Origin of the sequence: Streptomyces sp. NPDC048197 (assembly GCF_043202395.1) — a bacterium.
Lineage (GTDB): Bacteria > Actinomycetota > Actinomycetes > Streptomycetales > Streptomycetaceae > Streptomyces > Streptomyces siderophoricus.
Map to the genome: position 1 here is coordinate 183,138 of NZ_JBIDAJ010000006.1, position 19,147 is coordinate 202,284.

General features: G+C 74.8%; 17 protein-coding genes. 8 read left to right on the forward strand and 9 right to left on the reverse strand.

Annotated elements, in window-relative coordinates; genetic code table 11:
• Positions 1-60: 60 nt before the first annotated feature.
• A complete protein-coding gene (locus tag ACGF4C_RS11220; protein WP_393565470.1) occupies positions 61-2,358 on the forward strand; it encodes a hypothetical protein in 2,298 nt (765 codons plus the stop codon).
• On the opposite strand, the gene ACGF4C_RS11225 is transcribed toward ACGF4C_RS11220, so the two are convergent.
• From ACGF4C_RS11225 to ACGF4C_RS11250, 6 genes are all read right to left on the reverse strand, one after another.
• A complete protein-coding gene (locus ACGF4C_RS11225) occupies positions 2,328-4,763 on the reverse strand; it encodes a right-handed parallel beta-helix repeat-containing protein (protein WP_393565252.1) in 2,436 nt (811 codons plus the stop codon). The genes ACGF4C_RS11220 and ACGF4C_RS11225 overlap by 31 nt on opposite strands.
• Before the next feature lie 177 nt (positions 4,764-4,940).
• Entirely contained in the window at positions 4,941-5,534 is a 594-nt protein-coding gene (locus tag ACGF4C_RS11230; RefSeq protein ID WP_393565253.1) for a hypothetical protein, read from the reverse strand.
• A gap of 171 nt (positions 5,535-5,705) precedes the next feature.
• A complete protein-coding gene (locus ACGF4C_RS11235; protein WP_201802381.1) occupies positions 5,706-6,146 on the reverse strand; it encodes an ATP-binding protein in 441 nt (146 codons plus the stop codon).
• Positions 6,140-7,030 (reverse strand): MEDS domain-containing protein, encoded by an 891-nt coding sequence (locus ACGF4C_RS11240; RefSeq protein ID WP_393565256.1) that lies wholly within the window; start codon positions 7,028-7,030, stop codon positions 6,140-6,142. The genes ACGF4C_RS11235 and ACGF4C_RS11240 overlap by 7 nt, the downstream gene beginning before the upstream one ends.
• A gap of 74 nt (positions 7,031-7,104) precedes the next feature.
• Entirely contained in the window at positions 7,105-7,929 is an 825-nt protein-coding gene (locus ACGF4C_RS11245; protein ID WP_393565258.1) for an MOSC domain-containing protein, read from the reverse strand.
• Positions 7,930-7,976: 47 nt separating this feature from the next.
• Entirely contained in the window at positions 7,977-8,438 is a 462-nt protein-coding gene (locus ACGF4C_RS11250; protein WP_362138019.1) for a DUF6643 family protein, read from the reverse strand.
• A 272-nt stretch (positions 8,439-8,710) separates the two neighbouring features.
• On the opposite strand from ACGF4C_RS11250, the gene ACGF4C_RS11255 reads away from it, so the two are divergent.
• Positions 8,711-10,102 carry a TerD family protein gene (locus ACGF4C_RS11255; protein ID WP_393565260.1) on the forward strand — a complete coding sequence of 464 codons (1,392 nt, stop codon included), beginning with the start codon at positions 8,711-8,713 and terminating at the stop codon, positions 10,100-10,102.
• A gap of 21 nt (positions 10,103-10,123) precedes the next feature.
• On the opposite strand, the gene ACGF4C_RS11260 is transcribed toward ACGF4C_RS11255, so the two are convergent.
• Positions 10,124-11,272 (reverse strand): glycosyltransferase, encoded by a 1,149-nt coding sequence (locus ACGF4C_RS11260; RefSeq protein WP_393565472.1) that lies wholly within the window; start codon positions 11,270-11,272, stop codon positions 10,124-10,126.
• Positions 11,273-11,479: 207 nt separating this feature from the next.
• Here ACGF4C_RS11260 and ACGF4C_RS11265 point away from each other — a divergent pair, with 207 nt between their 5' ends.
• The 3 genes from ACGF4C_RS11265 (at position 11,480) to ACGF4C_RS11275 (ending at position 13,544) form a co-directional block, all read left to right on the forward strand.
• On the forward strand, positions 11,480-12,283 hold the full coding sequence (locus ACGF4C_RS11265) for a glutamate racemase (RefSeq protein WP_393565262.1): 804 nt from the start codon (positions 11,480-11,482) through the stop codon (positions 12,281-12,283).
• A 53-nt stretch (positions 12,284-12,336) separates the two neighbouring features.
• Positions 12,337-12,987, forward strand: a complete 651-nt coding sequence (locus ACGF4C_RS11270; protein ID WP_393565264.1) for a hypothetical protein — start codon at positions 12,337-12,339, stop codon at positions 12,985-12,987.
• Positions 12,988-13,064: 77 nt separating this feature from the next.
• A complete protein-coding gene (locus ACGF4C_RS11275; RefSeq protein ID WP_030798510.1) occupies positions 13,065-13,544 on the forward strand; it encodes an NUDIX domain-containing protein in 480 nt (159 codons plus the stop codon).
• A 28-nt stretch (positions 13,545-13,572) separates the two neighbouring features.
• On the opposite strand, the gene ACGF4C_RS11280 is transcribed toward ACGF4C_RS11275, so the two are convergent.
• On the reverse strand, positions 13,573-14,118 hold the full coding sequence (locus ACGF4C_RS11280; protein ID WP_393565266.1) for a hypothetical protein: 546 nt from the start codon (positions 14,116-14,118) through the stop codon (positions 13,573-13,575).
• A 273-nt stretch (positions 14,119-14,391) separates the two neighbouring features.
• Here ACGF4C_RS11280 and ACGF4C_RS11285 point away from each other — a divergent pair, with 273 nt between their 5' ends.
• The 3 genes from ACGF4C_RS11285 to ACGF4C_RS11295 all read left to right on the forward strand — a co-directional run bounded on the left by ACGF4C_RS11285 (position 14,392) and on the right by ACGF4C_RS11295 (position 17,593).
• Positions 14,392-15,186, forward strand: coding sequence for a 3-hydroxybutyrate dehydrogenase (locus tag ACGF4C_RS11285; RefSeq protein WP_393565267.1), 795 nt, complete (start codon positions 14,392-14,394; stop codon positions 15,184-15,186).
• Between the two features lie 85 nt (positions 15,187-15,271).
• Positions 15,272-17,200 carry a helix-turn-helix domain-containing protein gene (locus ACGF4C_RS11290; protein WP_393565269.1) on the forward strand — a complete coding sequence of 643 codons (1,929 nt, stop codon included), beginning with the start codon at positions 15,272-15,274 and terminating at the stop codon, positions 17,198-17,200.
• Between the two features lie 195 nt (positions 17,201-17,395).
• A complete protein-coding gene (locus tag ACGF4C_RS11295) occupies positions 17,396-17,593 on the forward strand; it encodes a CsbD family protein (protein WP_393565270.1) in 198 nt (65 codons plus the stop codon).
• A gap of 77 nt (positions 17,594-17,670) precedes the next feature.
• On the opposite strand, the gene ACGF4C_RS11300 is transcribed toward ACGF4C_RS11295, so the two are convergent.
• Positions 17,671-19,062 carry an MFS transporter gene (locus tag ACGF4C_RS11300; RefSeq protein ID WP_393565272.1) on the reverse strand — a complete coding sequence of 464 codons (1,392 nt, stop codon included), beginning with the start codon at positions 19,060-19,062 and terminating at the stop codon, positions 17,671-17,673.
• Between the last annotated feature and the right edge of the window lie 85 nt (positions 19,063-19,147).

Sequence of the window (19,147 nt, forward strand, 5' to 3'; positions counted from 1 at the left end):
CAGCCTCAGCTCTCCCTGGAGCTTCTGGTGCACGGTGTGGGTGGTACGACCGCTCAGGACATGCTCGGTGATCCGCGGGTGCAGTTGGTCACGGGGGACGACACCGCCGCCTGTTACCGGCGTACGGAGGATGCCGACGCCGAGGAGCGGCCCGGTGACTACCGGGGCGAGCCGGTGCGGGAGGCGTACTGCTGGTCCAACCTCACCTCGGGCAACGGGGCGCGTGCCCTGTGGCTGATCCTGGTGCCCTTCATGGTCGCCAATCTCGCGCACTGGATGCGCCCGGCCGCGCCCCCCGACCACCGGGCGCAGCGGATCTACGACCTCCTGGTGCGGATGCTCGCCCTCTCCCTGACCGTTCTGCTCGCCGCCGCGGCCTGTGAGGTCGCCCTGGACCTCACGGCCTGGCAGTGCGCCGGAACCCCCGTGTGCGTGGCCGGGAAGTCCTGGCTGGGGTTCCTCAGCCCGGACAACGGCGGCTGGTGGAGCGCCCCCGGCCGGCGGCTGGCGCTCGCCGCCGTGGTGCCGCTGCTCGTCATCGGCTTCCTGTGGTGGCTCTCGCACCGCACCTGGAGCGCCTACGAATCCGCCTCCCCGCCACCACGGGTGCCGGGCAGCTCCCGTTACACCCCGGACGCCGAACGCACCGCGCTGAGCCTGGAGGGCTTCTGGTACGGCCGTCGGCTGGTCGCCCGGCTGCGTGCCGCGCACACCACCGCGGGGGTGCTCACCATCGCGGCGGTGCTGCTCGCGGCCGGTGCGAAGGCGGACGGGGCCGGAGGCCACTATTCCGTTCTCGCGGTCACCGGGCGGGCGCTGACCGCCGTGGTCATCCTGCTCGCCGCGGCCACCCTGGTGGTCGTCTGGCGCACCGCGCGCAGTGAGGCCGCGCCGGACGAGGAGTCCGACCGGCTGGTCGTCCGCGCGCTGCCCTACGCCGCCCTCGTGGTGCTCGGACTGATCGCCGTGCACTCCGGTTGGGCGCGACCCGGATCGCACAGTTACGGCCCGCTGCCCGGCGCCGCGGCCTTCGGCGGTATCGCCGTCTTCCAGGGGGTGCTGGTCCTCGCCCTCGCGGTGACCGCCTGGGTGCTGCAGCGCGCCGCCGCCCGGGACGACGACGCACGGACGGCGCTACGAGGCATGGGCGGCCCGGCCGTCGCCCTGCTGGCGTGCGCGGTCGGCGGGGTGCTCTCCGGGGGAGTGGCCCAGCGCTTCGCCGACTGGATGGACGGCGGAGCGACGCCGGGGCAGGCGCACGCGCCCATTCCCGGCCCGCCGGTGCTGCTGTCCTGGCAGGCGTCGGCCATCCCGGCGCTGCTGGTCGTGTGCGCGGTCGTCGCGGTGCTCGCCGCCGTCCGCGTGCTGATCGTCCGCCGCCGGGTCGCCGCGGACGTGCCCGGCCTCTACGACCCGCGCGAACACCCCGACCACCGCCGTACGCGGGCGATCGCCGGCACCATCGCCCGGGCCGGGCTCACCGACGCGGCGCCCGTCCTGGTCGCCGCCACCTCCGCGGTCACCCTCGTCCTCGGCGCGGGCGCGGTGGCCGGCGCCTGGCTGACCGACCGCGCGCCCGGCCGCGCCACCGAGGGCGCACCGCCCGTCGTGCACGCCGCCGCCGAGACCGCCGAGTCCCTCGGTTCGTGGCTGATGAGCGCCGGCGTCATACTGCTGCTCGCCATGGGGCGGCGCGCCTACCGTGACCACTCCGCCCGCCGCACCATCGGCATCCTCTGGGACGTCGGCACGTTCTGGCCGCGCGCCGCCCACCCCTTCGCGCCGCCCTGTTACGCCGAGCGCGCCGTACCGGACCTCACCTGGCGGATGGCCACCTGGACCGAGCGGTTCGACGGCCGGCTGGTGATCTCCGGGCACTCCCAGGGCAGCGTGCTCGCGGCCGCCGCCGTCTGGCAGCTGGACCTGGTCACCCGCAGCCGGGTCGCCCTGCTGACGTACGGCAGCCCCCTGGAGCGGCTCTACGGACGCTGGTTCCCGGCCTTCTTCGGCCCGCCCGCGCTCACCGGACTCCACCGCGAGATGGACGACTGGCGCAATCTGTGGCGGTTCACCGACCCCATCGGCGGGCCGATCCGGCTCACCTGTGAGGACGGCCGCCGGGTCGACCAGGGGCCGCTGCGCGACCCGCTCGCCTTCGGCCGTACGCTGCAGAACCCGCTGCCCGCCCAGATACTGGGCCACGGCGACTACCAGGCCGACCCGGTCTTCGACACCGTCCGGGCCGAGCTGATCGCCCGCCTCGGCCCGGGGCTGCCGGGCATGCCGGAGCAGCGGCCGGCCGGCGGCCATCCGGACGGCCGCCCCGCTCAGGGCAGTTCGGGCAGGTCCTCGGCGTAGAGCAGGGTCAGGTCGTCGGTGCTCGGGTCGGTCAGCTGCGCCACCCGGCCCGCGTGCCGCTCGACCATCGCCTCGAAGGTCTGCCGCGCGGTGCGGCCGTTGCCGAACGACGGGCCCTTCGGCAGCACGGTGAAGTACTTCAGCAGCGCCTCGCCGGCCCCCTCGGCGAGGTGGTACTCGTGCTCCTCGCCCTGCTGCTCGACGATCCGCAGCAGCTCCTCCGGGGCGTAGTCGCCGAACCTGATGGTGCGTGAGAAGCGCGACGCCACACCGGGGTTGACCGCCAGGAAGCGCTCCATCTCGGCGGTGTAGCCGGCCACGATCACCACCACGGCTTCCCGGTGGTCCTCCATCAGCTTCACCAGGGTGTCGATGGCTTCCTTGCCGAAGTCCCGCCCGGAGTCCTCGGGGGAGAGGGCGTACGCCTCGTCGATGAACAGCACCCCGCCGCGCGCCCGGTCGAACGCCTCCTGGGTGCGGATCGCGGTCGACCCGATGTGCTCGCCGACCAGGTCCACCCGGGACACCTCGACCAGATGGCCGCGCTCCAGCACCCCGAGGGAGGCCAGGATCTCGCCGTAGAGCCGGGCCACCGTGGTCTTGCCGGTGCCGGGGGAGCCGGTGAAGACGAGGTGGCGGCGCACCGACGCGGCCTTCAGGCCGGCCTGCTGCCGGCGGCGGCCCACCTCGATCATGTTGATCAGGCTGCGCACCTCCCGCTTGACGCTCTCCAGCCCCACGAGGGTGTCCAGTTCGCCCAGTACCTCGTCGGACGGCCGGCTCTGCACGGCCGGCTCCGGTTCCGGGACCGCGGCGGCGGCCGGCGGCGGGCTCTGCGCCGGGACGTTGCCCAGCAGCCCGGCGGTCTGCGTCGCGTGCTGCACGGTGGGCGCGGTGCCGGTTCCGGGCGCGGGCACGGCCCGGCTCTCGTCGCTGGTGCAGTCCTGGACGGTCGGCCCGTCGCCCTGCCCGGCGCCGCCCTCGGCGAACTCGTAGCCGCCGCGCGCGCACCGCTCCGTACGGCACCGGGTCAGCGTCGTACGGCAGCCGTCGATCACATGGAAGCCGAAACCGGAGCTGCCGGTGACCCGGCAGCCGTGGAACGTGCCGCGCCCCTCGGCGGAGACGTAGAACCCGGCCTCCGCCGGGGAACTGACCGTGCAGCCCTCGATGGTGGGGTCCGCGCCCTTGGTGACGATCACGCCGGTCTGGGCGCCGTCGATGGTGCAGTTGGCGAGCGTGCCGCCGCTGCCGTGGTCGCGGAACCAGGCGCCGGTCGCGGCCTCCCGGATCCGGCAGTCGTCCAGCTGGACGGTGGCCCCGTCGCTCACCGACACCGCGGTGTTCCGCACCTGGGCGAGGTCGCAGTCCACCACGTCGGCCCGGGAGCCGCGGTCCAGGACGAACAGCGCGTCCGGCACGTCGTGGACCCGGGTCGCGTCCAGTACGGCGGTGGCGCCGTCGCTGACCCACACGGCCGGGTAGTCGCCCGTACTGTCGTGGATCTCGCACTGGTTGGCGTCCACCCGCGTGCCGGGGTCCCATACGGACAGGCCGTTCCGCCCGAAGTGGCGCACCGTGCTGCGGGTCAGCGTCAGCACCGAACGGGAGCGCAGATCGACCGCGTTCTCCGGGATGTCGTGGATGTCGCAGTCGGCGAGGGTGAGCACCGCGTCGGTGTCCAGGGTGACGCCGTCGGCGGAGGTGCGGTGGACCGTGCAGTCGGTGAGATGGCCGGTGGCGCGCGCGGCCACCTGGATCCCGGTGCCCTTGATCTCGTACAGCTCGCAGCCCACCGCTTCGACCGCGCTGCCCTCGCCGTTGACCGCCAGGCCTGCGCCCGAGGCGTGGTGGACCTTGCAGTTCTCCAGGCGGGGGTGGGCCCCGTCGCGCACCGTGATCCCCGTCTGGCCGGCGGCCATCACCTCGCAGTCCTCGAAGAGCCCGCCGGCGCCGTCCAGGACGCTGATGCCCACCCCGCCCGCGTTGTCGACGGTGCAGCGGCGCACCGTCGGGCGGGCTCCGCCGCGCACCTCGATGCCGGACGCGGACCGGGTCACCACCCGCAGCCCGGACAGCTCGGGGGCGCCGTCCTCCACCAGCAGCGCGGGCGCGGCCGAATCGGTGGCCTCCAGATGGAGGTCGTGCACGGTCGCCGACGACCGGATCGTCAGCGCCACGCCGTCCGGCGGCGCGATCCGCACCGAGCCGCGCGACCCGTCCGCGCCGCGCAGCGTCACCGCGCGCGCCAGCACCAGGTTCTCGCGGTACGTGCCGGCCGGGACGGTGAGCACATCACCGTCCCCGGCGGCCTCCAGGGCTGCGGCGAGCGAGCTGTACTCCCCTGTACGGCGCCGCCATCGCGACGTGCCGGAGTGCGTCACCTGGACCGAGCCCTGTGCCATGGCGCTGTCGTGTCCCCACTTCGTGCGGCTGATGTCGGCCCGGCACGCTCCGTCCGCGGATGTCCGCATTCGGGTCCGCCGGGCCCCAGCCGGGAGGCTGGCGCCCCCACCGTAGCGCGCCCGGAGGGCGGCAGTTGACACGGTCAGCTGCTGGTCAGCCGCCGCGGCCCCGGGGCCTCAACTCCCGGTGTCCGCCCGGCCCCAGGTCTGGCCCGCGCGCTCCCACTCCTGGTCCCACCGGCGGAAGCGACGCGCCATCAGCCGGCCGACGAGCAGCCGCCGGCCGGCCTCGATCAGTCCGCCGGCCGCGGCGGCGGTGCCCAGACCGGCCAGCACCGCATGCGTACCGGCCGTGCTCACGTCCATCGGGCGCGGCATCACCCGCCCACGGCCGTCCGTCCAGATCCGGAACCCTTCGCCGGGCTCCACCGGATGCGGCGCCGCGATCTGCCCGATGTGCCCACTACCGTCGACGGCCGTCCAGCGGGCGATGACCCGGAGGTGCGCATCGCGCTGCGACGACGTCTCCGGGTCGGGGTCGAGCGGGGCGCGGGAGACCAGCCGGTCGACGCTGACCCGGACCAGATACCGCTGCTGGTGCTGCAGCCGTACGGTCTCCAGCAAGGCCCCGTGCGCGGCCCGGCCGGTGAACCAGCCCGCCAGGGGAGCCGCGAGGACGATCAGGAGCGCGGCCGTGAGGGCCGCCCAGGCCTCGGTCCGGTCCGTGCGGCGGCGCAGCGGATTGCGCCGCCAGCGCCAGACTCCGGTCATCGCGCGCATCGTCGCCCCCTCTCGTGTCCGTTGAATACCGCATCAGGGGCGGTCCACGCGAGGGTTGTGCGAAGAGAGAGCGACATCACGCCCCCGGCGCACGGCGTCCGGCCGCGGGCAGCAGGGCGCTCCGGCCGTGCGGCACGGGCCCGCCGTACGGCGCCGGCGAGGTCAGCGCAGACGGACGGCCAGGGTCACCTCGGCCCCCGGCATGCCCGTCCCGGCCGGCCCCGAGGCCACCGAGAACCGGTCCGCCACCAGGCGCGCGAGCCACAGCCCGCGCCCCTTCGGCGCGCCGTCCAGACCGGGCAGCAGCTCGGGGATCACCGCCTCGCTGAACCCGGGGCCGGTATCGGTGATCCGGCACTCCAGTTCGTCGCCGATCCGGCGCAGCACCAGCCGTCCCGAGCCGCCCGCGTGCTCCACGGCGTTGCCCGCGATCTCGTCGACGGCGAGCACGAACTCCCCCCGCCGGGGCTCGCACAGGCCCTCCCGGGCGGCGCATTCCTCGACCAGCAGCCGCAACTGCGGCAGCAGCCGGGCGGTGAACCGCCGCTGGAGCAGCCGGCGGCCGGACCCCTCGGTCGGGTCCGCCGGATCCGCGTTCACCACGGCCGTACCACCTCCTCCCACAGCAGCCGCGGCAACTCGTCGCCGCCCAGCCGGCACAGCATCCGGCGCTGCCCGCCGTCGCAGCGCACCTCGACCACATCGTGGCCCACCGCGCCGCGGACCAGCAGGAGCAGGCCGACGGCGCAGCTCACCGACAGGAAGTGCAGCCCGGTCAGATCCACCGTCAGCCGCCGGGCCGGCGCGCTGTGCGCCAGCGCGAGCTGCAGCGCCCGGGTGAAGGCGTCCTGCTGGGCGGCGTCCGCCTCACCGATGAAGCGCAGCGTGCCGTCCGGCTCACGCTCCCGGCGCAGGCTGCCCAGCCGCTCCAGCAGCGCGCGCGGATGCGCCCGTTCCATGGCGGTGAGCACCGCGCGGTCGAACCGGCGGCGGTCGTAGGCGCAGATCTCGGTGTAGGGCCGGCCGGTGAACAGTGCCTCGGCGCCGGTCTCGCGGTGCATCATCGCCTCGACGCCGGCGCCGAGCGCGGCCACCCAGCCCATGTCGATGAACGCCCGCAGCCCCGCGTACCCCTCGGCCGCCGCCCGGTCCGTCTCGGCGTGCAGCCGGCCCATCTGGCGGGCGGCGGTGAACTCCGCGTCAGGGCGGATGACTTCGCGCATGCTGCTCACCACCAGCTGGCCGCGCTCGCGGGCGCGCAGCGTGCTGCGGCTGGGGAAGTCGAGGCGGGCCAGCACCTCTTCCTCGGACACGTCGGGGCAGGGCAGCACCAGAACCTTCTCGCCGCGGGCCAGTCCGAGCCGTACGAACGCCGTGACCACGTCCCAGCGCACCTCGTCATTGCCGTAACTCACAAAGGCGTGGTCCCCGGGGCGCAGCTGCTGGACGGGAAGGAGATGGTCGCTCCCAGGGTCGTTCGCAGGCATCGACACGCAGTTCTCTGTCTCCCGTCGCGCTGCGCCGGCGGCGGACGCGGCCGGGTGGGGCCTTTGCCGGCCCGTCAGTCGAGTATCTCGAACGGGTCGCCGACGCGGATCGTGCCGACCCCGCGGGGTATCAGGTTCTGGCCGAAGACCAGACGGTCACCGAAGCGGCGGTGCCGCGCGAGGGTACGCAGCGGTTCCTTGCCGCGCTCGGCGGTGAGCTGGTCGGTGGTCGTGACGACACAGCGGGAGCAGGGCTTGACGATCTGGAAGACCACCTCGCCGATCCGGACCCGGTGCCAGTCGTCCTCCGCCCAGGGGGCCGTGCCGTCCACCACCACATTGGGCCGGAAACGGTTCATGGGCAGGGGGCCCTCGTCGGCGTGGTCGCCCTGCGCGATGAGGGAGTTGAGGGCGTCGAGCGAGGACGTCGTGGTCAGCAGCAGCGGGAAGCCGTCCGCGAAGCTGACCGTGTCCCCGGGGGCGGAGTACTTCGGATCGACCGGCCGGCGCTTCTCCGGGAGGTCGAGGTACATCAGCCGGCACTCGACGCCCAGATACGCGCTGAACCACTCCGCGGCGGCGGTGCCCGCGGGCACCGCCTCGACCACGTCCCGCCAGACCTCCACCGGGAGGGTCCCGGTGTACTCGGGCACCTGAACCGTCAGCGGCTCCTTGCCGGGAGCGGTGAGGCGCAGGCCGCCGCCCGGCAGCTCCTCGGCATGCGCCAACGCCAGCGTCGGCTGCTGCCGCTGGGTGATCTGCCGGCGCTCGGCGTCCACCAGCAGCCACCGTCGGTCCCCGGCGAGCCCCCACGGCTCCACGACCGCCTCGCCGGGACCGGACCCCGCAATGGATTTGACCGGATAGAGATGGATCGACTGGAGCGCAGGCTTGAGCATGCGTTCCATCCTGCCAGGCACCTCTGACAGCCGGTCCGGTGACCGGGTCAGTACCCGCGCGGATACTGCCGGCCGTACGGATCGTCGTACGCCGGGGCCGGCCGGGGCGCGACCGGAGCGGCCGGCCGCATGGCCTCGTAGCCCGTGCCCATGCCCGGTGCCGGGCGCTGGGGTTGCGGCGCCTGCTGCGGCTGGTAGCCGCCGCGGGACCCCGCCTGCTGGGGGATGTAGGGCGCCGGCGCCTGCTGCAGAGGGGCGACCGGATGCGCGGAGGCGGCCGGGTAGCCCTGCGCGGGCGAGGAGTGGGACGGAGCGGCCGGAAGTGCCGGCAGCGCCGAGGGCAGCGCCGGCAAATACGACGAGCCCGTGTCGTAGGGCGAGGGGTTCACCCTGATAGGCGCGATCTGCGGTGTGCCGCGCTCGGCCACGAGGCTGTCGTAGATCGGGGTGTCGGGGAAGGAGGGCGAAGCGTAGTAGCCGCCGCCGTAGGTAGAGCGGGGGGAGGTCATGCGTCATAAGTTAAGCCCACGATGTGTCGATTGGGGAGCCTGAAAAGAAGGTTGTTTTACGTGTGCGGAGTGGCCATGGATCCCCAATGGGAGCGAACTTGGGAAAATCGGTCGCGATCGCCCGTTGGAATCGTGTAAAGACCTCGCTTCTCACGGGTGAACGGCGGACGTTCGGCGCGGTCCGGGGCACGTTAGGTTGAGGAAGGTCGCGTACGGGGGGCGCCACGGGTGCCACCGCGCACGCGGCACGGCGGACGAGAGGAAGGCGCAGCATGTCGATGCCCAAAGGCGGCAACGTTCCGGTCCCGGCCCCGGCGGTACGGGTGGAACTGGGCTGGCGGGCCGGCCCCGGCGCACCGGACGTCGACGCCTCCGCGCTCCTCCTTTCGTCCGGAAAGGTCCGCGACGACGGCGACTTCGTCTTCTACAACCAGCCCGTGCACGCCTCCGGCGCGGTGCGCCACGAGGGCAAGCACGCCGCGGGCGGTGCTTCGACGGACGGCCTGACGGTGACCCTCGGCGCCGTGGAGCCGGCCGTCGACAAGGTGGTGCTGGCCGCCTCCGCCGACGGCGGCACCTTCGGGAGCGTCCCCGGGCTCCACATCCGCGTACTGGACGCGGCCGACGGCGCCGAGCTCGCCCGGTTCGACAGCCGGGACGCCACCACGGAGACCGCGTTCGTGCTCGGGGAGCTCTACCGGCGCCAGGGCGCGTGGAAGTTCCGCGCGGTCGGGCAGGGCTACGACAGCGGACTCGCCGGTCTGGCCACCGACTTCGGCATCAGCGTCGAGGAACCGCACCAGGCTCCGGCCGCCGCCCCGGCCGCCCCCACGGCGGCCGTTCCGCCGCCCGCCGCACCCCCGGCCGCCGCGCCCGCGCCTCCCGTCGCGCCGCCCCCCGCGGCGTTCGCGCCCCCGTTGCCGGCCGGTCAACCGGCGGTGTCAATGGCGCCCCCGTCGGGGCAGCCCGCGCCGGTTCCCGCGCCCCCTGCCGTTCGTCTGACAAAAGTCACCCTCACGAAGGAGGCTCCCGCCGTCTCGTTGACGAAGCAGGGCGGCACCTCCGGGGTGATGCGGGTGAACCTCAACTGGAGCGGCGGCAGCGCCGGCAAGCGGCTGACCCAGAAGCTCGGCCGCAAGGCGATGCAGGCCATGGGCGCCCGCGGGGCCCTGCTGCCCCCGTCCGGCGAGCTGGACCTCGACCTGTGCGCGCTGTACGAACTCACCGACGGCGCCGCGGGGGTGATCCATCCGCTGGGCAACAACTTCGGTGCCCTGCACGCCCCGCCGTACATCCAGCTCGACGGGGACGACCGCACCGGCGCGGTCGCGGCCGGCGAGAACATGACCATCAACCTCGACCACCAGGCGCGCATCAAGCGCATCCTGATCTTCGTCACCGTCTATGCCGGCGCCCGCACCTTCGAGGGCCTGAACGCGACGGTCACCCTCCAGCCGCAGCACGGCGCCCCCGTCGACTTCACGCTCGACGCCTGCACGGTCCCGTCCAACGTCTGCGCACTGGCCCTGATCACCCGCACCGGCGGTGAACTCGTCGTCCAGCGTGAGGCCCGCTACCTCGTCCCCCAGCCCGGCGTCAGCCCGCAGCGCACTGTCGACCACGCCTACGGCTGGGGGCTCAACTGGTCCCCGGCCAGCAAGTGACCGCACCCCGGCGGGCGCGGCTCACGGCGCCCCGTACGTCCGGCCCTTCCAGGCCGCGCCGCGCCCCCGGTAGTGCTGCACCGCCGAGTCCACCGTCATCAGGAGGTAGAGCAGCGCCGTGAACGGCAGCAGGGGCGCGGTCCACAGCGGCTGACCGTAGTAGCGCAGCATCGGCAGGTACGTCCCGCACATCACCGCCCAGGCCGCCCCGCCCAGCGCCGCGAGCAGCGCCCCGCCGCCGGCCAGCCCCGCCACCAGCGCCACCGGCGGCGCCAGATAGACCAGGGCCAGCCCCAGGACCGTGCCGAGCAGCAGTTCCGGCCGGTGCAGCAGCTGGGCGTACGCGCTGCGCGAGACCATCCGCCACAGCTCGGCCAGCCGCGGATACGGCCGCACGCTGTCCACCCGGTCCGCCAGCCCCAGCCAGACGGCGCCGCCCGACCGCTTCACCGCCCGCGCCAGTGTCACGTCGTCGATCACCGCGTGCCGGATCGCCTCCGGGACGCCCGCCCGCTCCGCCGCCTCCCGCCGCAGCAGCACACAGCCGCCGGCCGCCGCCGCGGTCCGCGCCCCCGGCCGGTTGACCCGGCGGAACGGATACAGCTGCCCGAAGAAGTACACGAACGCCGGCACGATCAGCCGCTCCCAGAACGTCACCACCCGCAGCCGCGCCATCTGGGACACCAGGTCCAGGTCCGCCGACCGGGCCGCCGCCACCAACTCCCGCAGACTGTCCGGGGCGTGGGCGATGTCCGCGTCGGTCAGCAGGAGATAGTCCGGTGCGGTCCGCTCCCGCGCGAGCGCGATCCCGTGCCGGAGGGCCCACAGCTTCCCGGTCCACCCCGGCCCCGGCTCCCCGGGCGAGGTGACGGTCAGCGGCAGCCCGCCCCGCGCGGCCGCCAGTTCCCGCGCCAGCGCACCGGTCCCGTCGCCGCTGCCGTCGTCGACCAGGAACACCTCCGCCCGGCCCGGGTACTTCTGGCCGAGCAGCGAGGGCAGGCTCACCGGCAGCACCGCGGCCTCGTCCCGGGCCGGCACCACCACCGCGACCGACGGCCAGCGGTCCGGGTCCCCCCGCTCCGGCAGCCGGACGTCGGTCCGCCAGAAGAAGCCCTGGCCCAGCAGCAGCCACAGCCAGGCCAGCAGCGACCCGGCACCGATCCACTCCATCGCTCCCACGGCCGCAGTCTGCCGCACCGCCCCGCCGCCGGACGTCCCCGGCACGGGCCCGGACCGACGTGTCTCTCAGGACCGGGCGCGTCCGGGGGACGTGAGACCCGGGCCACCCCGCTGGACCCGGGCCACCTGCTGAACCCGGGCCACCCGCTCGCCGGGCCGGTATGACAAGTGGGGCCCGCCGCCCGGTAAAGTGTCCGGGTGAAGATCGCGCTGATGGACTCCGGAACCGGCCTGCTCGCGGCGGCCGCGGCCGTACGGCGACTGCGGCCGGACGCCGATCTGATCCTCTCCTCCGACCCCGACGGCATGCCCTGGGGCCCGCGCACGCCCGAGGACGTCACGGCACACGCCCTCGCGGTGGCCCGGGCGGCCGCCGCGCACCGCCCCGACGCGCTGATCGTCGCCTGCAACACCGCGTCCGTCCATGCCCTGCCCGCGCTGCGCGCCGAACTGGAACCGGCCGTCCCGGTCATCGGCACCGTCCCGGCCATCAAGCCCGCCGCGACCGGCGGCGGCCCGGTCGCCATCTGGGCCACCCCCGCCACCACCGGCAGCCCCTACCAGCGGGACCTGATCGAACGCTTCGCGCGCGGTGTGGACGTCACCGGCGTCGCCTGCCCGGGGCTCGCCGACGCGGTGGAGCAGGCCGACGAGGCCGCCATCGACGCGGCCGTCGCCGTCGCCGCGGGCCGCACCCCGCGCGACGTGCGGGCCGTCGTCCTGGGCTGCACCCACTACGAGCTGGTCGCCGAACGCATCCGCGCCGCCCTCCAGCAGCCCGGCGCCCCGGCGCTCGTCCTGCACGGCTCGGCCGAGGCGGTCGCCGCCCAGGCGCTGCGCCGTATCGGTGCCGAGCCGGCGCCCGCGGCCACCCCGGTCGGCGGACTCACCGTGCTCCTCAGCGGCCGCACGGCGGAGCTCCCCGCGGCCACGCTCGCCTACGCCGAGGGCCGGCTGCTGGCGCAGTCCCGTACGGACACCGCCGGGGCGCTGAGCGGCTGAACGGGGCGTTCGACACCCTGCCGCAGCGTGCGAAGACGCGTACGCTGCGTCTCATGAGGGACCACCCCCACGAGGGGGCAGCAGCCCCCGGCGCAGACGGCAGCACGGACGGCGGTACCGACGGCGGTACCGACGGCACCGGCCGGCCCGCGGGGCCGGGGCGGGTGCCCGGCGGCTCGTACGCGGAGATCCCCGAGGTCTGGCACGGCAGCGCCACCAACCGCGTCCAGTGGCTGCTGGCCGCGATCGGGGCGGCCTGTCTGGCGCTCGGCATCGAGCTGGCCGTCGACAGCAGCTGGACCTCCGGTCTGGCGCCGCTGGTGATGGCGGTGGTCGGCTGTGTCGCGGTCGGCCTGCTGGTGCTGTTCGGCACGCTCGCCTTCGTCCACGTCGCGGTGCGGGTCGACAAGGAATGCCTGGAGGTGCGCTGCGGCCACATCGGTGTGCCGCGCCGCCGGATCCCCCTCGACACCGTCGTGGGGGCCGAGTTCGCGCCCCAGGTCACGCCCCGCCACTGGGGCGGCTGGGGCTACCGCTGGCGCCCGGACCAGGGCACGGCGGTGGTCGTCCGCCGTGGGGAGGCCGTGGTCCTCCGGCTCGGCGACGGGCGTACCTTCACGATCACGGTCGACGACGCCGAGGGCGCGGTCCGGGCGGTCCGTGGCCGGCTGCGGCCGCGCAAGGGGAGCCCGGCGGGCGCCTGAGCGCGCGGCAGGGGTGTGCGGGGCGGGCCGTGCTTCCGGATCGGGGAGCCCTCCGGGTCGTCCCGTAGGGTCGGAGCATGGCAACACCCGAATTCATCCGTGACCTCCGGAGCTCCATCGGCCGGCAGCTGCTGTGGCTGCCCGGGGTGAGTGCGGTCGTCTTCGACGACGACGGGCGGGTCCTGCTGGGCAAGCGGGCCGACACCGGCGGCTGGTCGGTGATCGGCGGCATCCCCGAGCCCGGTGAGCAGCCCGCCGAGACCGCGGTGCGCGAGGTCTACGAGGAGACCGCGGTACGGGTCGTCCCCGAGGGGGTGGTCCTCGTCGAGACCATGCCGCCCACGGAGTACCCCAACGGCGACATCTGCCAGTTCATGGACGTGACGCTGCGCTGCCGCGCGGTCGGCGGCCAGGCCCGGGTCAACGACGACGAGTCGCTGGAGGTCGGCTGGTTCGCCATGGACGCCCTGCCGGAGCTGGACGCGTACGCACTGACCCGCATCCGCCGGGCCGTCGCGGCCGGCCCGACGTGGTTCCACGGGATGGACGAGGTCTAGAAGGGGCCCGCCAGGGGACACGGCCCGCCTACAGCTCCTCCGTCGACGGGTCGTCCATCGGGGCGGAGGGATCACCGGGCAGCGGGGGCAGCTGCGAGCCGTCCGGGGCGTCCGGTTCGTCCGGCCCGTCCGGACCGGTGTCCTGGTCGTCCGCCTCCTCCGTGTGCATCTCCCGTTCGTCCTTGCTGCAGGCCGAGATCCAGGTGCCGGTCGGCCCGCTCTCGTAGTGGCAGAACCAGCCGCGTACGGACAGCGTGCCGCGGTCGTCACCGGCCTCCCGCGGGGCCCGCAGGAAGAACTCGGTCATCACGTCCCGGGCCTGCGTGCACGGCACCGTGCCCGCTGCCGTCGGGTCCGCGTACAGCGCGACGTCCCCGTCCTGGCCCAGCGCGTCCTTCAGCCGCCCGCAGCTCACCGGCTGGCCGGGCACCCCCGGTGAGCCCTCACCGGTGCGCTGCGGCCCGGGCCCGGTACCGGTGGACGACGCCGAGCGGGTCCCGCTGTCGTCCCCGTCCGCGCAGCCCGCCGCGGCCAGCGCGAGCAGCACGGTCGGCACGGTGATCAGCCTGCGCATGGGGACTCCCTCGTGGCGGCGGTGCAGGCGGCGCGCTGCGTCGTACGACGCTAGGAGCCCGGCGGAAGCGCGGCGAACCGGGACGGCCGATCAGGTGACCCGGCGCGTCGCGCCCACCGGCACCGGGCCCGGACCGCGGCGCACCGCCCGCCGTCCGCTTCCCCGGCTGCCGTCCGTGCCACGCCACCCGGGTGGCCGGCCCCCATCTCCCGCCCGCGAACTGTGGTGCCGCGGCACATCGGTGCCCGGTCCGCCCGTGCCTAAGGTGCGGACATGACCACGATCGGCACCCCGGGCCCGGTATCCCTCGACCTCGGCGGCCGCACCGCCCTCGTCACCGGCGCGGCCGGCGGCATCGGACGCGCCTGTGCCCTGCGGCTGGCGGCGGCCGGCGCCACGGTGCGGGCGGTCGACCGGGACGCCGCCGGCCTGGCCGCACTGGCCGCGGACCTCCCCGAGGGCACCGGCGGCACCATCGAGCCGCAGGTCCTGGACCTGACCGACCTCGACGCCGCCGAGCGGGCCGCGGCCGGCACCGACCTGCTGGTCAACAACGCCGGACTGCAACTCGTCCGCCCCATCGAGGAGTTCCCGCCCGAGGTCTTCCACCAGGTGCTGACCGTGATGCTGGAGGCGCCCTTCCGGCTGCTGCGCGGCGCCCTGCCCCACATGTACGAGCGGGGGTGGGGGCGGATCGTGAACATCTCGTCGGTGCACGGGCTGCGGGCCTCACCGTTCAAGTCCGCCTATGTGGCGGCCAAACACGGTCTGGAGGGCCTGTCGAAGACCGCCGCCCTGGAGGGCGCCCCGCACGGCGTCACCAGCAACTGCGTCAACCCCGGCTACGTCCGCACCCCGCTCGTCGAACGGCAGATCGCCGACCAGGCCGCCGCGCACGGCATCCCCGAGGAGCGGGTGCTGGCCGACGTCCTGCTCGCCGACGCAGCCCTCAAGCGGCTGCTCGAACCGGAGGAGGTCGCCGAGGCCGTCGCCTACCTCTGCACCCCGCAGGCGTCCTTCGTGACGGGGGCCTCGCTCACCCTGGACGGCGGCTGGACCGCGCACTGACGATCCAGGGACGCCGAGCCGGCGGCAGGGAAGAGACCCCGGAGCCCCTGGCGCACGGCGACGACCCGAAGGTATCCCTGTGACCATGCCCACCGATCCGTCCCCCTCCGCGCCCGCCACCGAACCGGCCGAGGCCCCCTTCCTCGCGCTGCTCACCGCCGACGCCCCCGCCGAGGACTACGAGCGGCCGGTGCTGCGCGCCCGTGCCGAGGGTGCCGCGCCCGGCCGGCTCGCCGCCCTGGAGCGGGCCAAGCGCCAGGCCCTGCGGATACGCACCGAACTGGAGGGCCGCCGGCGGCGCGAGGCCGAACTGTCCGCGCTCTACGCCACCGCACACGACCTGGCGGGGCTGCGCGACCTGGACGCCGTGCTGCGGGCCATCGTGCGCCGGGCCCGCTCCCTCCTGGGCACCGAGGTCGCCTACCTCACCCTGCACGACCCCGCCGCCGGCGACACCTATATGCGGGTCACCGACGGCTCGGTCTCCGCGCGGTTCCAGCAACTGCGGCTCGGCATGGGCGAGGGACTGGGCGGACTGGTCGCACAGACCGCCCGCCCGTACGTGACCGACAGCTATTTCCACGACGAGCGGTTCCGGCACACCGGCACCATCGACGCCGGCGTCCGCGACGAGGGCCTGGTGGCGATCCTGGGCGTGCCGCTGATGCTGGGCAGCGGCGTCATCGGGGTGCTCTTCGCCGCCGACCGCCGCGAGCGGGTCTTCGAGCCCGGCCAGATCGCCCTGCTCGCCGCCCACGCGGCGCACGCCGCGGTCGCCCTCGACACCGCCCGCCTGCTCGCCGGGACCCGTAAGGCGCTGACCGAACTGGAAGCGGCCAACGAGATCATCCGTGACCGCAGCGCGGTCATCGAACGCGCCTCGGACATCCACGACCGGCTGACGGAACTGGTGCTGCGCGGCGGCGGGGTGCAGGACGTCGCGGCCGCGGTGGCCGAAGTGCTGCACGGCGACGTGGAGTTCACCGAACCCGCCGGCGCCCCGGCCGCCGCCCTGGACCGGTCCCGGGCCGACGGGCACGCGGTACGGGACGGTGCCGACTGGGTCGCCGCGGTATCGGCGGGCGGGGAGGTCCTCGGCGCGCTGGTCCTGCGCGGCCACCCGGCCCTGGACCCGGTCGACCAGCGGACCCTGGAGCGGGCCGCCGTGGTCACCTCGCTGCTGCTGCTCGCCCGCCGGACCGCGGGCGAGGCCGAACAGCGGGTCCGCGGCGAGCTGTTGGACGACCTGCTGGACGCCGCCGGGCGCGACCCCCGGCTGCTGCGGGAACGCGCGGCCCGGGTCGGTGCCGACCTCGACGCGCCGCAGGTCGTGCTGGCCGCCCGGGTCGACGCCCCCGCGGCCCAGGGCGCCGCCGGCGACCGGCGGCGCCTGTGGTCGGCGGCCTCCCATCTCGCCGCCACCCGGCACGGGCTGGCCGCGGTCCGCGACGGCGGCGCCGTCCTGCTGCTGCCGCTCGGGCCCGACGGCGATCCGGCCGGCCGGGCACGGGAGGTCGCCGCCCGGCTGGGCGCCGCGCTCCACGTACCGGTCACGGTCGGTGCCTCGGCTCCGGTCCCGGCCCCGGCCGGACGGCCCGCGGCGGTCGCCGACGCGTACGCCGAGGCCCGGCGCTGCCGGGAGGCGCTGCGGGTGCTGGGCCGGGCCGGTCAGGGCGCGGCCGCCGCCGACTTCGGCTTCCTGGGACTGCTGCTCGCCGACACCCGCGACGTCGACGGCTTCGTGCGCCGCACGCTCGGGGTGGTCGCCGACTACGACGCCCGCCGTGGGACGGAGCTGCTGCGCACCCTGCGGGCGTACTTCGCCTGCGGGATGAGCCCCGGCCGCACCAAGGACGAGCTGCACGTTCACGTGAACACCGTGGCGCAGCGTCTGGAGCGGGTGGGCCGGCTGCTGGGGCCCGACTGGCAGAGCCCGGCGCGCGCCCTGGAACTCCAGCTGGCGCTGCGGCTGCACCAGCTCTCGGCCGCCGTGGAGCAGGGGAGCGAGCGGTAGCGGCACCGCGGACGCGCCGGTGGGCGCGGGTGCGAAACGGAGGAGTAACGGGGCCGTCGCTCCGGGTGCGCACCGGTGGGCCGTGCGGCAGCCTGGGATGCGGAGCCCTCCATTCCGCGAGTGCTCCGCACGTCCCGTGGCTTCCCGGCCCCTACGCGGACCACGGGCCCCAGATCACGCACGAAGGAGTTGGACATGGCCGGCAAGGGCGCCAAGGACAAGATCAAGGGCAAGGCCAAGCAGGCCACCGGCAAGATCACCGGTGACGACCGCCTGAAGGCCGAAGGCCGGATGGAAGAGGCCAAGGGCAAGGCCAAGGACACCATGGACGACGCCGGGGAGAACGTCCGCGGCACGAAGGAGTCCATCAAGCGCAGGACCGAGCGGTCCTGACGTCCGGCGGGGGCGCGGCGGGCGAGCTTGCCCCGTCTCCCGGAGCGTCCCACGGCCCGCCGCGCCCCCGCCGCACATCAGACCCTCATCTCCCGCCCGTCGCCGGTCTTCCCGGAGGCGGGCCGCGGCTCGTCCTCCGCCACCGCCGCCAGGTCCCGGCTGCGGGTCTCCCGGGCCGCGCCCACCGCGACCAGCGTCAGCAGCGCGGCCGCGACCACGTACAGCGCGATCGGCGCCGGGCCGCCGAAGTCGGCGAGCAGCGCGGTCGCGATCAGCGGGGCCGGCGCACCGGCGGCGACCGACGCGAACTGGGCACCGATCGAGGCGCCCGAATACCGCATCCGGGTCGCGAACATCTCCGCGAAGAAGGCCGCCTGCGGCGCGTACATCGCCCCGTGGAAGAACAGCCCGACGCCCACGGCGAGCAGCAGCGGACCGAACCGGCCGGAGTCCACCAGCGCGAAGAACGGGAACGCCCAGGCGCCGACGCCGGCCGCGCCCAGTAGATAGACCGGCCGGCGCCCGATCCGGTCCGACAGCGCGCCCCAGGCGGGGATCACCGCGAAGTGCAGCGCCGAGGCGATCAGCACCGCGTTCAGCGCGGTCTGCTGCGCCACCCCGGCGTGCGAGGTCGCGTAGACCAGCACGAACGCCGTGAGGACGTAGTACGAGATGTTCTCGGCCATCCGCGCGCCCATCGCGATCAGCACCTCGCGCCAGTGGTGCCGGAGCACGGCGACCAGCGGCAGCTTCTCCGCGCGGGTGGCCGCCCCCTCCGTCCGGCGGGCCTCGGCACGCGCCAACGCCGCCCGGAACACGGGGGATTCGTCCACCGACAGCCGCATCCACAGCCCGACCAGGACCAGGACACCGGAGAGCAGGAACGGCACCCGCCACCCCCAGGCGGCGAACGCCGTGGCCGGCAGCAGCGCCGTCATCAGCGAGAGCACGCCGGTGGCCAGCAGTTGCCCGGCGGGCGCGCCGGTCTGCGGCCAGGAGGCCCAGAACCCGCGCCGCCGCGCATCACCGTGCTCCGACACCAGCAGCACCGCACCGCCCCACTCACCGCCCAGCGCGAACCCCTGGACCAGCCGCAGCACGGTCAGCAGCACCGGCGCCGCCGTCCCGATCGTGGCGTGCGTCGGCAGCAGCCCGATCGCGAACGTGGCCCCGCCCATCATCAGCAGGCTCAGCACCAGCAGTCTCTTCCGGCCCAGCCGGTCGCCGAAGTGCCCGAAGACCAGCGCACCGACGGGCCGCGCGGCGAACCCGACCGCGTACGTCAGGAACGCCAGCAGGGTCCCGACGAGCGGATCGGAACCGGGAAAGAACAGCTTGTTGAAGACCAGCGCGGCGGCGGACCCGTAGAGGAAGAAGTCGTACCACTCGATCGTGGTCCCGATGAGGCTGGCGGCGACGATGCGCTTGAGGTCGGTGGGTGGTGGGGGAGCGGTTGCTGCGCGGGCCATGTGCACCACTTCCAGGCGGTCGGCGGGATGTGCTCGTGCCGCCACACGGTAGGAACGCGCAGGTCAGTGGCCCATGTGGTGGGAC